General features: G+C 72.5%; 13 protein-coding genes. 4 read left to right on the top strand and 9 right to left on the bottom strand.

The annotated features are described in order from the left end of the window. Positions 1-160 precede the first annotated feature (160 nt). The 4 genes from AC3RJ9_RS11460 to AC3RJ9_RS11475 all read right to left on the bottom strand — a co-directional run bounded on the left by AC3RJ9_RS11460 (position 161) and on the right by AC3RJ9_RS11475 (position 3,046). Positions 161-841, bottom strand: a complete 681-nt coding sequence (locus AC3RJ9_RS11460) for a hypothetical protein (protein WP_069941837.1) — start codon at positions 839-841, stop codon at positions 161-163. Between the two features lie 295 nt (positions 842-1,136). Beyond that, entirely contained in the window at positions 1,137-1,394 is a 258-nt protein-coding gene (locus AC3RJ9_RS11465; RefSeq protein WP_069941838.1) for a hypothetical protein, read from the bottom strand. Between the two features lie 208 nt (positions 1,395-1,602). Then, a complete protein-coding gene (locus tag AC3RJ9_RS11470; RefSeq protein WP_069941839.1) occupies positions 1,603-2,580 on the bottom strand; it encodes a DUF4192 family protein in 978 nt (325 codons plus the stop codon). Positions 2,581-2,734: 154 nt separating this feature from the next. Then, complete coding sequence (locus AC3RJ9_RS11475) at positions 2,735-3,046, bottom strand: hypothetical protein (protein WP_069941840.1); 312 nt, start codon at positions 3,044-3,046, stop codon at positions 2,735-2,737. 1,068 nt (positions 3,047-4,114) lie between these two features. Between AC3RJ9_RS11475 and AC3RJ9_RS11480 the strand changes: the two genes are divergently transcribed. The 4 genes from AC3RJ9_RS11480 to AC3RJ9_RS11495 all read left to right on the top strand — a co-directional run bounded on the left by AC3RJ9_RS11480 (position 4,115) and on the right by AC3RJ9_RS11495 (position 8,015). Further along, a complete protein-coding gene (locus tag AC3RJ9_RS11480; protein ID WP_061873154.1) occupies positions 4,115-4,894 on the top strand; it encodes a hypothetical protein in 780 nt (259 codons plus the stop codon). Between the two features lie 1,303 nt (positions 4,895-6,197). Then, entirely contained in the window at positions 6,198-6,461 is a 264-nt protein-coding gene (locus AC3RJ9_RS11485) for a hypothetical protein (RefSeq protein WP_101966204.1), read from the top strand. Positions 6,462-6,601: 140 nt separating this feature from the next. Beyond that, a complete protein-coding gene (locus AC3RJ9_RS11490) occupies positions 6,602-7,540 on the top strand; it encodes a hypothetical protein (RefSeq protein WP_101966203.1) in 939 nt (312 codons plus the stop codon). 235 nt (positions 7,541-7,775) lie between these two features. Continuing rightward, positions 7,776-8,015, top strand: coding sequence for a hypothetical protein (locus AC3RJ9_RS11495; RefSeq protein ID WP_061873209.1), 240 nt, complete (start codon positions 7,776-7,778; stop codon positions 8,013-8,015). Positions 8,016-8,162: 147 nt separating this feature from the next. Here the strand turns inward: AC3RJ9_RS11495 and AC3RJ9_RS11500 are convergent, their stop codons facing one another. The 5 genes from AC3RJ9_RS11500 to AC3RJ9_RS11520 form a co-directional block, all read right to left on the bottom strand. Then, positions 8,163-9,119: an AbiTii domain-containing protein gene (locus AC3RJ9_RS11500; protein ID WP_145993080.1), complete on the bottom strand. Its 957-nt coding sequence runs from the start codon at positions 9,117-9,119 to the stop codon at positions 8,163-8,165. Between the two features lie 342 nt (positions 9,120-9,461). After that, positions 9,462-9,692, bottom strand: coding sequence for a hypothetical protein (locus tag AC3RJ9_RS11505; protein WP_101966201.1), 231 nt, complete (start codon positions 9,690-9,692; stop codon positions 9,462-9,464). A gap of 203 nt (positions 9,693-9,895) precedes the next feature. Beyond that, positions 9,896-10,291, bottom strand: coding sequence for a hypothetical protein (locus AC3RJ9_RS11510; RefSeq protein WP_049159949.1), 396 nt, complete (start codon positions 10,289-10,291; stop codon positions 9,896-9,898). Between the two features lie 33 nt (positions 10,292-10,324). Further along, a complete protein-coding gene (locus tag AC3RJ9_RS11515) occupies positions 10,325-11,668 on the bottom strand; it encodes a hypothetical protein (protein WP_206495998.1) in 1,344 nt (447 codons plus the stop codon). 103 nt (positions 11,669-11,771) lie between these two features. Beyond that, positions 11,772-12,077: a hypothetical protein gene (locus AC3RJ9_RS11520; RefSeq protein ID WP_101966199.1), complete on the bottom strand. Its 306-nt coding sequence runs from the start codon at positions 12,075-12,077 to the stop codon at positions 11,772-11,774. Position 12,078 lies beyond the last annotated feature (1 nt).

Here is a 12,078-nt window from a genome sequence, read left to right on the forward strand (position 1 = left end):
AGCGCAGGTCCACGCGCCCGTGGTCGTGACGCGGAGGGGGCGGGGACGTGGCGCGGTCCCCGGGAGCCGGCAGCAGCTCGATGCAGCCGGCAGCTCATCTCCACGACACGTCCCCGGGATGCCGCGAGCGCGGGAGCCCCCCGCGCTCGCGGCCTGCCGGTCAGGCGGCGGGCAGGGCGGCCAGGCTGTCGCGGTCGGCCAGGGCGGCGGCCTCGCGGGCGGCCGGAGCGTAGCCGTCCATCGGGGCGACGTAGGCGCGTCCGTGCGCCCAGGCGCCGATGCTCCAGCCGATCAGGTCCAGTGCGCTGGGCACGCCGTGGATCCGCTGGCGCAGGTAGCGGGTGCCGTGGAGGCGGCCGCCGCCGCTCAGCACGTCCATCAGCAGCCCGGGCAGGCCCAGGGTCGCGGGCAGGGCGGGCAGCTCGACGCCGGGGCCGGGGGCCTGGGGGATGGCGGGAGTGGGCACGCCGGGGGCGGCGAGGTTGGCGAACGTCCAGCGCTCGCGGCCGCCGACGACGTCGACGTGGACGCGGTCGGCGGTGGCGGTGACGTTGACCGGGGTCTCGGGCAGGGGGAGCGCGTCCAGGTGGCGCATCAGCTGGGAGACGTCCAGGACGCACAGCACCACCGGCGGCAGGCCCGCGAGCGCGGCGGGGGCCGGGCGGTCGGAGTCGGCGTAGGCGCAGGCGTAGGCGTCCTCGTGGGTGCTGATCACGCGCAGGGCGTTCTCCGGGAGCACCTCCAGGTGGACGGGGCCGCGGTTGGGGGAGACGCGGGCGGCGAGGGAGCCGGCGCGCAGGGCTGCGCGCAGGGAGCCGGCGGAATAGATGTGCTTGGACATGGGGGCCTCCTTGGCCGTCGGGGTGCCGGGGGCCTCATGCCCCCTGCGACGTGTTCAACCATACACATACACCGGCGCGTGCACAACACCGTCCGCGAGCGCGGGCCGGCGCGCCCGTGGTGGTGTCGAGGGAAGGGCGGGGACGTGTCGCGGTCCTCGGGAGCCGGCAGCAGCTCGATGCAGCCGGCAGCTCATCTCCGCGACACGTCCCCACGCGGCAGCGGGCGCGGGACCCGCCCGCGCTTGCGGCCAGGGGCGACGACGGGGCGGCGCGTGCGCGCCGCCCCCGTCGTGCTCAGTCGCCGTACACCTCGGCGGCGGGCATGCAGTAGGGGCCGCCGTCTCCGTGCCACTGGTCGGAGAGGGTGTAGACGGTGCGCCCGCGCATGCCGTTGTGGGCCACCGAGTAGGTCCCACGGCTGGGGTCGATCGCGGTCACGGTCCCGTCGGCGTAGCTGATGCAGTGGCCCAGCTGGATGCGGTCGACGATGACCACCTCCTGGCCGATGTGCACGTTCTGGGAGGTGCAGATGGTGGTCTGGTCGGTGTCCATGTCGGGCCTCCTGGCCGCTCGGGGTGCCGGGGGCCTCATGCCCCCCGCTACGTGTATAACCATACACGCGCGGGGCCGAGCGGTCAACAGCGATTTATACAGCGCCCGCCCACGCGTGGGCCGGGCTACGCTGGCGGGCGTGCACCGTCGGGGCACCGTCTCCACGGGCGCCGGGGGGCCAGCGTTACGCGCTGGCCCCCGGTCACGCTCAGCGGCCCTCAGCGGCCCGCGTGTGCTTGCCCCAGGCCCACGCCGGGTCGGTGGCCACGACGGCCACGGGCGTGGCCCGCGTCATCCGGCGCACGGCGCGCACGTGAGGGTGGTGCGGGGCGCATCGCTCGGCGAGGTTCAGGCGGCCATCGGCCACCGCTCCTGCGCCTCGGATCCAGGCCACGTAGGCCAGCACCGCCAGCGCCCCGGCGCAGGCGTGGCCCGGACCGAGGGCCACGGCGGCGTTGAGCACCGTCTCGGCCTCCACGCTCGCCTTCCAGCGCAGACCGTGCGGGAACTCGCCCCGGGCGAAGTCCACCGCCTCCAGCCGGATCGGGGCCGTGCAGGCCACCAGCGCCGCGATCAGATACTCCGGGTCACGGTGGTTCAGGGTGGCCAGCACGACGGCGGCGGCCCCGGCGTCGTTCTGATCCTTCAGCAGGCGGTTGATGCCCTCGATCAGCGCCGGAGCGTCCGCGTGCATGTCCGTCAGCGTGGCCGCGTGAGCCGCCACGGCCTCCGTCAGGGCGTCCGACTCGCTCGGGGTGGCGGTGGGGTACTCGGACCGCGCACCGTCGAGCAGGGCCAGGTGCAGGCCCAGCGTGGAGGTGCCCGGGGCGTAGGCCACGGCCTCGCCCGTGCCCAGGTTGGTGCACATGCGCCCGTCCACGTGGATCAGCCCCTCCACGCTCAGACCGTGGCCGGTCAGGATGGACTCCAGCTCGAGCCAGCGCAGGGCGCGGTCCTCCGGGCCGTAGCCGATCAGGAAGACGCGCGTGCAGTTGGCGCGGCGCATGCTGGCGGCGATCACTCCGGCCATGGTGGCGGGGGCGGCGACATCGTCAAGGCGCATCACCGGCCCCAGCCGCGAGCCCTTCAGGCCGATGGCCACCACGGAATCCGCGGGGGTGGACGGCAGGGCGGCGGCGGCGTAGTCGGTCAGATCAAGCGGGGTGCGGGCGGTCAGAGCATCCATCGTGTCCTCCTAGAGGGGTGCGGGGGGCCTGGTGCCTCCTGCTGAGTCAAACCATACACAATAAAAGCCGGGACTGCAACGTTGAGTATGACGGCGATATGGCGAACGTATGGCATGGCCCTGCCCCGCCGCGAGGCGGGGCAGGGAGTCGGAATCAGCGAGGATCGGAGGCCGGAGCGCGCCAGGCCGAGCGCGCGGCACGTGTTGTGCCGAGCACCAGGCGCGCGGTGACACGCGCGGCGGTGGTGAGCATCAGGGCGAGCACCAGCGCACACCACAGGGCGAAGGCGATCAGGGCCGGCGTGGACAGCGCGGGCACGTACACCGGTGCCAGCCCCCCGAACGCGGCGACGAAGATCAGGACGGAGCCGACGCACAAGGCGTGCCGGGCGATGAGCGCGCAGCGGTCGAGTCGGGCCGTCAGGGTGGCACGGGTGGTGGGGCGACGGGTGCCAGCACGTTTCACGGTGTCCTCCTTGAGGGGTGCAGGGGGCCGGGTGCCTCCCGCTGAGTCAAACCATACACGCTTTGTGGTGTGGACGCAATCGGTTGTGTGGTGTTGCTTGTGGTGGGGGTGTGGTGGTGTGCTGGCGGTGTTATGGCATGGGCGGGGGTGGGGGCTGCGCCGCCCGCTCGGCCCGCCCGGCCCCTCCGCCGCCCCGCCGGCCCCGGCCCGCCCGGTCCCCGGCCCCCTGGCCCGGTGTGTGGGCGTCTGAGGGCCGTTCGGGGTGCGGGTGGGCTTGTGGGGGTGCAGGGGTGAGAACGGGGCGCAGGCGGGCGCACAGCGGCCCGTGGTGCGCCCAGCTGACCCCCTCCCGTCCTCGGCCCACCGTTCGGGAACCCTCCCGGCGGCGCGTCAGCGCCCGCCGTGCCCCACCTACCGGGGGGCACCCAACGCGCGGGGCACCCAACCGGCGCGCGGAGCGCGCCAGGCGAGCGGAGCGAGCCGGCCCCGCGCCAGCGGGGCGAGGGCCCGGCAGGGCCCGCCGGAGGCGGCCGCGTGAGCGGCCCGCCGGCGGGCCGCTCACGCGGCCGCCTCCGGCGGGCCCTGCCGGGCCCTCGCCCCGCTGGCGCGGGGCCGGCTCGCTCCGCTCGCCTGGCGCGCTCCGCGCGCCGGTTGGGTGCCCCGCGCGTTGGGTGCCCAACGGTAGGTGAGGCACGGCGGGCGCTGACGCGCCGCCGGGAGGGTTCCCGAACGGTGGCCGAGGACGGGAGGGGGTCAGCTGGGCGCACCACGGGCCGCTGTGCGCCCGCCTGCGCCCCGTTCCCACCCCTACACCCCCACAAGCCCACCCGCACCCCGAACGGCCCTCAGACGCCCCCACACCGAGCCAGGGGGCCCGAGGGGCGGCGGGCCAGGGGGCCGGCGGGCCGGGCCGGGGGCCGGCACCCCGCGCAGCCCCCCACCCCCGCCCATGCCATAACACCACCAGCACGCCACCACACAACCGATTGCGTCCACACCACAATGGGTGTATGGTTTGACTCAGCGGGAGGCAACCGGCCCCCTGCACCCCTAGCCTTGGAGGCTCTCATGCTCACGTTCAACGCCCGCCAGCTGCTCCGCGGTCTCGATGTCGCTTCCTACCCCGCCCGCCTCGCCGACGAGCCGGTCGGGGCTCGCCTGACCACGGTCCCTCTGGAGGTGACCGACCAGGGCCTGATCGCCTACAGCACGGACCGCTACCAGCTCGCCCGCACGCTGACCGAGTACGCCCTGGAGGCGCCCGCGCACGGCGCGGGCCTGCCGCCGGTGCGCCTGCACCGCTCGGGCCTGAAGGTTCTGCTCCCGGTGCTCCGCGCCGCGAAGAAGGACGGCACGGTGGAGCTGACGGCCGACAAGGACACCGTCACGTTCACCGTCCACGCGGCGAACGGGCAGGTGCAGACGGTGCCGCTGAAGAACTACGCGGACGCGGACGAGTATCCGAAGATCGCTTCCCTGTTCCGCCTGCACACCCAGCCGCGGGGCGCGCTCGAGGAGGGCACGTTCACGGTCAATCCGAAGTACGTCAAGGCGCTGGCCGACGTGACGGCGCGGTACACCAGCGACGGTGAGGTGCTCACGTTCGACCCGGACACCAACCACTCGGGCAAGCCCGTCGCGTGGGTCCACGGCCAGTGGGCGCACGGCATTCTGATGCCGATCCGTCGGGATCAGCTCCCCACGATCGACGCCGAGTACGAGGGCGTGGGACGTCTGTTCCGCGCCGTGCCGCTGATGCAGTCCCCGGAGTCCGCCAGCGTGCGGGAGGGCTCCGCCGTGGAGCGGGCCAGCACCCGCGGAACCGCCGAGGCTCCGGCCACGGCCTGATTCCCTCTCCCTCTCGGCGGGGTCGTCGAACTGCTGCGGCCCCGCCGCTGACCGCCCGGGCCGCGAGCGCCCACACCCCCCGGTGGCCCCGCCCGCACGATGCGGGCGGGGCCGTCCGCCCGCGGCGGCTGCCGCTGTCTCTGCGGCACCGCGAGCTCGCAGCGCGGCGCCGGCAGCTGGCTGCCCCTCCACGACACGTCCCCCGCCGGTCGCCGGCCCAGACATCGCCCCCACGGCGGGGCCCTGTCGTGCCGCCGTCTCCGCGCCCTCCCCCCTTGCTGAGCTTCCAGCCGTCGGCGGCCCCACGCGCTCTCGGCTGCTGGCCGTGAGGGCCCCGCTGCGGACCGTGTCGGGGAGATGGCCCGGGCCCGCGGCTCCAGCTGCCGCGGCGGCCGGCAGCTCGAGCTGGCGCGGCCGGCAGCGTCCTTCCGCGACACGTCCCCGCCCGGCCCGCCACCCCGAGCACGCCCGCCGCGGCCGCGCACCGGCCGCACCCCGTGCCACCAGCCCCCACGCATCGCTTCCAGACCCCGCGGCGTGCCGGGGACATGCCCCGGATGCCCAGCTCCAGCAGCCGCGGCGGCCGGCAGCTCGAGCTCGCGGAGCCGGCAGCGTCCCTCCGCGACACGTCCCCGCCCTCCACACTCGCTCGCCACTGATGGCCGTGGGCACTGGGTCGCTCTCCCAGGTGCCAGTGGTGGTGTTCAGTAGACGCTAACCAACTGCCCTTCTTGGCCTACTCTTCCCGGATTCGTGCGGGTTCTCAGAGGTGCATTCACTAAACACCTTCTGATTTGCTTTTCTGTCCCTCCTTTGCTATACTTGAAAGGCTGGGGAACTCCCGGTGCGCCCCGCGGAACTCGCCGCGCGGGTGCCTCACAAAGAGAGGAAACGAAGCATGACCCATGGCAGAGTACGAAGCCGCTGCAGCGGCCTGACACGTGCACATCACACCCGCTACGAGACAGGGAGAGGCTCCTGTAAGGATCCGTTAGGCACGCACCGTCCGTCCACCTTGAGCAGGTGGATCAGACGCATCACGCAAAACCCAATGCTCATATTCATTTTCTTTCTTGCCAACCGCATGGTCGCAGTCACCGACACTGTCGAGGCCGCCGAGAAGGTCGCCGAGTGGCTTCATGCAGTCCCCTGGGAGGCGATAGCCTCCCTCGCATCCGATCTCTTACCCCACATCGTGGAACTACTGATTTGGATATTTCTACTCCTTTGATTAGGAGAAAATGCAAAGTTGAGCCCCTCTGGAGGATCTTCCTTCAGGGGGGCTCTTGCATGCCCGCCCGCCATGGCGACCCTGGATCGCCAGGATCCCGAGTACCTCTACGTGGCCATGGGTCCGCGTGAGACCGCCGCCGGCGCGCTGGCCGTGCTGGCCTACGTGTCCTGGCTCCGGGGCCAGGGGACCCAGTCCGACGAGCGCCTGGCGCTCGCCAAGGCGTGCGTCCCGTGCCACGCACACGTGCGCGCCGTGTCCGCCATGATCCGCGCCACTTCGGTGGCCGTGGTCGCCGCCGACCTCGACCTGTCCTGGAAGCCCGTCAAGGGATGACCGAACCGGCCCGGGGGCCGCTCACCGGCAGCCCCCCTGTCGCGGACTCGACCGCGCAGCCGGCAGCTCCAGGTGCAGCTGCCGGCTGCGGATCTCCGCGGCACGTCCCCGCCCTGACCGCGACCCCTGGAAGGCACCCCATGCCCGAGATGATCCACTTCCCCACCGATCCGTCTGACCCCGTCGAGGTGCTCGACATCCAGAGCCCCGAGGACCTCTCGGCGTTCTTCTGCGACCGCTTCGAGGCCGTCCACGGCCAGGGATGGACCGCGTACACCTGCGACGACCAGGCCTCTGCCCCCAACCCCCGCGCGGCGGCGTTCCTCGTCGCCCACGCCGCGAACGGGCGGACGGACTGGAGCACGTCCCTGCGGGGGCCGGTGCTGGCGGCCTTCCGCCCTGCGCTCACCGCCGCCCCCCTGCCCAGCACGTCCGCCCCCTGGACGGGGGCTGCGCCAGCTCCACGGCACCCCCACCGGCGCCGGCAGCCGCAGCTGCAGCCGGCCCTCGGCGACACGTCCCCGCCCTGCCCGCAGCTCTACGGCCTCCCCATCGGCCTACCAAGGGATGATGACCGCATGCGCACCTTCCTCACGGCGGCCAGCACATCCGAGCCAGTTGCCAGCACCCCCGCAGCAGATCCAGCCAACTTCTGGCTGGGCCTCATCGCCGCGGCGGGAATCTTCGCTCTGGCCAACTTCCCGGCCTGGGATCGCATCGTGGAAGCCGGCAAGATCGACAAGGAGAAGGGCTCCATGGCGAGACTCCTCTTCCTCACGTTTGGGATCCTCGCCCCTTTCGCATTGCTGGTTCGGAGCCTCGGTGCTCTTGGAGAGAACCCGGTTCGGACTCCGGGGGAACTTGAGAAGGTCGTGCTTCTCCTCGTCTTCGGCGCAGTCATCGTCGTGCGTGCCTCAATCAGCCAGGCCCCGGCTGCGGAAGCGACCACGAACCCCACCGCCACAGTTGCCGACCAGGACCCCGCGCCGCAGAGCAAGCGCACGCGGGTGACGATGCGGGACACCGCATTGGCGGGGCTCGTGGTTGGTGCGTTCATCCGGGAACGCCTCCGGCGGTGAGCCGCCCGCCGGCCCCCGGGACGCCACCGCACTCACGCTCCATGTCGCCAACTCGAGTCGCGTTTCCCCGCGGCCGAGCTCAGCCGGCGCCGCGGTTGGCTGCTGCAGCTGGCTCTCGGCGACACGTCCCCGCCCTGCCCGCGCTCGCGGGTTGGACACCACCCCATCGTGAGTGTATGGTTTGACACAGCGGGAGGCATTCGGCCACCTGCACCCCTACCGGAGGAGGCAGCTCATGGAGCAGCAGACCACCACCCCCACCTACGCCGACGGCTACAAGGCCGGGTACCAGGACGCCAAGGCCTTCTACACCCGCCGCGACAACCACGCGCGCACCGTAGCCCGCCACTGGCGCGCCGTCGCCGACCACCCCAAGGGCGCCCGCTCCATCGAGGTGCTGACCATGCTCTTCCCCGAGCTGGTCCGCACCCTGGACGCCATGGCCGCTCACGAGCTGGATCACCCCCAGCCCTGAGCCGCCACCTCCCCCGACGGGCGCGGACCGCACGGTCCGCGCCCGTCGGCGTCCCCGGCCCGCTCTCGCGGATCGGGGGCCTGAGATCCTGGCGCACGCCGGCGGGGCGACGTCGCCCGCCCTCGGCGGCACGCGGCCCCCGGGCCCTCAGCCGAAGACGCCGCCGAAGGCCATGGCGGTGGCGCTCTCCACCACCCCCGTGACGGCGGACCCCAGGGCCGCGCTCCCCACGTTGGCGGCGAGACGACGCAGGCGACCGGCTCCCTCAGCCACAGGGCCGACGGCGGGCTGGTCTTCCTGGAGCGCCTGCTGGAGTTCGTCGATGGCCTCGGTCAGCTCCTCCTCCCCCTCCTTCTCCGCCATCACACGCAGGTCTGCAAGCGCGCGAGAGAGGTCTTCGACCGTGCCCTGAGCATGGGCGCCCTCGCCGACAGCCACAGGGCCAGACGGCGCGTGGAGGTGGGTGATGTACTGCGCGCCCAGGCGGTCGCTCAGGGCAGCATCGACCGCGGCGCGGCTGGGCAACTCACCGAGGGGGGTGTCGGCGGTGAGGTCGGCGACGAGCTCGACCAGGCTGGTGCGGATCCCGTCAACGATGCCGGCGAGCGTCGCGCCCGGCACGGAGTAGGCCAACTCATGGGCCTCCTGACCGAAGGGCAGGGTGCTGTTGAGGATCTGCAGGGCTGCGCTCAGCCTTCCGCTGCCGAACTGGACAGCCTCCTGGGTGGCCATTTGCTCAAGCTCTGCCAGCGGGGACCGCAGGGTCAGCTGTTCAGGGACGATCTCCCGAGCCTCGGCAGGCAAGTTGAGCCAAGACCACGACTGCCCACTCACCACGTTGTACCCGCTGACGTAGGAGATGGTCATCCCCGCGTGGATACTCCGGTACGCGGGCACCTCGGCCCCGTCGGGGTAGCCCTTGAGCTCGAACCGGGCCCACTCCCGCAGCCCCTGCGAGCCGGTCTCCGCGCCGAGCAGCAGGCACTTGCGCAGGAGGCCGGACAACGGCTCCGCCTCGTCGATGACGAGTTCTCGGAGGTCGGTGAGCAGTGAACTGGCCATGGTGTCCTTCCGCGGATCCGGTGGGGTGCTGATCGTATCCATCCCCCGGCTGAACAGGCCTCGCTCTCCCCCGCCCCGCGCGGCTCCGCGCCGGCCCCGCAGCCGTGCCGGGGACATGCCCCCGGACCTCCAGCTCCCGCAGCCGCGGCAGCCCGGCCGGCCGTGCTGAAGCAGCCGGCCGCCCATCTCCACGACACGTCCCCGCCCGCGAGCGCGGCCAGCGCCTCTGGCGCCGACGCTGCGACCATGGGTGGCCCTGGCGGTGTTGCCCCCGTGTGCGCGACCCCCGGCTCCGCAGGTGTCTTGCCGGCCCGGGGCTGGAGCGTTGGCGCATGAGACGACGGCGGCCCCCCTCCAGTGAGGGGGGCCGCCGTGGCGGGGAGGTCAGCAGAGGTTTGCCTGGCAGTCGGGGCAGATCTGGGAGATGATCCGCTCCCGCTCCACCTTGGTGCGGTGGGGCAGGACCTCGTGGACGGGCTGGCCGGCGTCCAGGGCGTCCGCCTCGTCCTGGGTGATGGAGACGTAGTCGGCCTTGCCGCAGAGGGAGCAGAGGCAGTCGATGTCGGCGCTGTCCGGGCCGTAGACGTTGTAGATGCGGTGGGCGATGCGTCCCATGGGGCGCTCCTTCGGTGAGGGGTGCAGGCCCCCTGATGCGGCCCGCTACGTGTCTAACCATACACGTCCCCCGCCTACCGCACAAGCGTCTTTCGCGGTCGGTTCAGCAGCAGCTCATGCTGCATCTCCGCGACACGTCCCCGTCCGGCCCGCGGGCCCAAGCTGCGACCGCGAGCTCATCCGCACGCGATCGCCGAGGCCGGTCATGCCGGCTCGGCCGCGGCCTCCTTGGCTGCGGAGCTGCCCGCGATGAGCTGCGCGATGAGCTCGGCGTCACCGGGGGAGCTGGCGGCCGGCGCCTGCGGCTGCTCCAGCAGCTGCTCGACCCAGTCCGGCGTCTGGTCATGACGCTGGGCGAGCACGTAGGGCCCGCGGAGCAGGGCAGGCAGGTTGTAGGCCCACACGACCGGGTCCTGGGCGTAGGTGGCGCGCCGGCGCTCGCCGCGGCCGAGGTCGTCGACGGTGGGGGTGGGCAGCTCGAGGTCGAGGTGCCCCTCGGGGTCATGGATCTGGACGTCCTCCCCGTCAACGTGCACGTATCCGACGTGCCGCTGGAGGCCGGAGGGGCCGTCCAGGTGGTGGATGGTGATGGTGAACATCAGATCTCCTTATGTTGATCTTGTATCAGTTTATCAGCGCTCGTAGAGATTCGACAGGCTCAGGATCCGGCCCTTGCTCTGCATCAGGCGTGCCCGCCGGCGCACCTCGTGGAAGCGGCCTTCCTCGATCGTGCCGCGCAGGCCCAGGCCGTCTTCGGAGTCCAGGAAGCGGGCCAGGATGGCCTTCTCCTCCCGAGTGGTCGCGCGGGCCTGCGGGTGCTGGGAGCGCGCGGCGACGAACATCGAGGCGTTCACGCCGCCGACGCCGTCGGTGAAGGCGAATCCGTTGTCGATCGCCGAGAGGCCGCGGCGATCCATCAGGACGTTGCTGCCGTGGCGGTCGACCTGCCCGATCAGGCAGTCGAAGAAGGCCAGATCACTGGCCTGATCGGAGTGGTGCGCCGCCATTTGCATCACGTTCGCCTCTGCCCGCATCGGCCCCCCGGGGACTCCATAGGAGATGGAGCCCCACTGGCCGTCGTACTTGACCAGGGCCACCGGAGGCACCAAAGCCGCGTACTTCGGGCCCAGCGCCTGGGCGAACTGCGAGGCCGCGGCCTCATGGGTGGGCTGGAGCCGGCCGTCGTGGCCATAGGCCTCGGCGGTGTCCATGTCCAGCTCGTCGTAGGGCTTGAAGTAGCCGCACGCGCCGTCGTCCCACACCAGACGCTTGATGTCGTTGACGCCCCTGCCCGCGACCGGCGCGCCCTCACGCGCCGAGTCCATCCGCATCAGCTGCCGCTCTTCGGCGGTGCGCCCCTGCCGCTCCACCAGCAACGCCACGCGCGCAGCCTCTTCCTCGCCGCACTGGTACTCCCACTCCGACCACTCAGGTCCGCGAGCGCCCGTCGAGGCTGAGCCGGGAGCCGGGGTCGGGGTGCGGTGGTCGCGGCCAGCGCCTGCGCCTGCGCCGCCGCCCGCACCGGCGACCGCGACGCCGCCGCCGGCTCCGCCGCCACCGGCCACTCCGGCGCCGCCAGCGCCCCCACCGCCGCCGACGCCTCCTGCTCCGCCGGCAGCTGCGGCGGCCGACGCTCCCCCGCGGGCCGGGGCACGGCGGGCTGGGGCCTTGGGGTCGTTGCGCAGCTCGGTCTTGGCCGCCTCCCATCCCTTCTTGGCCGGGCCCGCGGCGCGGGCGAAGACGCTTTCCGGAGCGCCGGCCTGACCGGCCCACTCCTTGATCTCGTTGACGGGCTTGCGCTGCCTCTTCAGCTCGGCCAGCTCGTCAGCCTTGCCCTCGGCCTTGGCCCACCGGGCGATCTGCTGTCCGATCGCCCGGTTCTCCCGTCGACGCTTCAGCGCGGCCTCCCGTGCCGTTGCGTTCGGGGGGCATCGACGTCCGTGGGGACACCCCGCCTCGCCCTGAGCCCTGCACATGCCAACCTCCTGGTCCGATCCATCCGCCCTGCACGGGCGCCTTCACTGACCACAAGGCCGGGCTCTCCGCGACATGTCCCTAGCTGCTGACGAGTCCGTCAGGTCAGTCGTCCAGGCCGCGGGCCCGGCGTCTGGCGGACCGATAGGCGGCGATCATGACGATGGCCACTAGCACGGCGGCGGCCCCCAAGACGAGGGGGAGGCTGACGCCGACGCCGGTGTCTGCGAGCTCGAAGGCGGCCTGGTCTGCGGGGACGAGCAGGCCGATCTCCAGCAGGCTCTGGCGCACGGAGTTCATGGCGCTGGCGGCCCAGGCGGTGAAGGCGCCGGTGCCCAGGAAGAACATGCCGGCCAGGGTGATCCAGATGATGTCGGTGCCGTCGCTGGTGCCGTTGGTGTTCGCGCTCATC

It is taken from the genome of Micrococcus sp. 63XJN7_6_ISO-PGPR-S23-444 (assembly GCF_058072765.1).

Bases quoted from the DNA above. Each gene is read 5' to 3' on its own strand.
- AC3RJ9_RS11460 (WP_069941837.1), bottom strand. From the start codon at position 841: ATGTCCAAGCACATCTATTCCGCCGGCTCCCTGCGCGCAGCCCTGCGC.
- AC3RJ9_RS11465 (WP_069941838.1), bottom strand. From the start codon at position 1,394: ATGGACACCGACCAGACCACCATCTGCACCTCCCAGAACGTGCACATC.
- AC3RJ9_RS11470 (WP_069941839.1), bottom strand. From the start codon at position 2,580: ATGGATGCTCTGACCGCCCGCACCCCGCTTGATCTGACCGACTACGCC.
- AC3RJ9_RS11480 (WP_061873154.1), top strand. From the start codon at position 4,115: ATGCTCACGTTCAACGCCCGCCAGCTGCTCCGCGGTCTCGATGTCGCT.
- AC3RJ9_RS11485 (WP_101966204.1), top strand. From the start codon at position 6,198: ATGGCGACCCTGGATCGCCAGGATCCCGAGTACCTCTACGTGGCCATG.
- AC3RJ9_RS11490 (WP_101966203.1), top strand. From the start codon at position 6,602: ATGCCCGAGATGATCCACTTCCCCACCGATCCGTCTGACCCCGTCGAG.
- AC3RJ9_RS11495 (WP_061873209.1), top strand. From the start codon at position 7,776: ATGGAGCAGCAGACCACCACCCCCACCTACGCCGACGGCTACAAGGCC.
- AC3RJ9_RS11500 (WP_145993080.1), bottom strand. From the start codon at position 9,119: ATGGATACGATCAGCACCCCACCGGATCCGCGGAAGGACACCATGGCC.
- AC3RJ9_RS11505 (WP_101966201.1), bottom strand. From the start codon at position 9,692: ATGGGACGCATCGCCCACCGCATCTACAACGTCTACGGCCCGGACAGC.
- AC3RJ9_RS11510 (WP_049159949.1), bottom strand. From the start codon at position 10,291: ATGTTCACCATCACCATCCACCACCTGGACGGCCCCTCCGGCCTCCAG.
- AC3RJ9_RS11515 (WP_206495998.1), bottom strand. From the start codon at position 11,668: ATGTGCAGGGCTCAGGGCGAGGCGGGGTGTCCCCACGGACGTCGATGC.
- AC3RJ9_RS11520 (WP_101966199.1), bottom strand. From the start codon at position 12,077: ATGAGCGCGAACACCAACGGCACCAGCGACGGCACCGACATCATCTGG.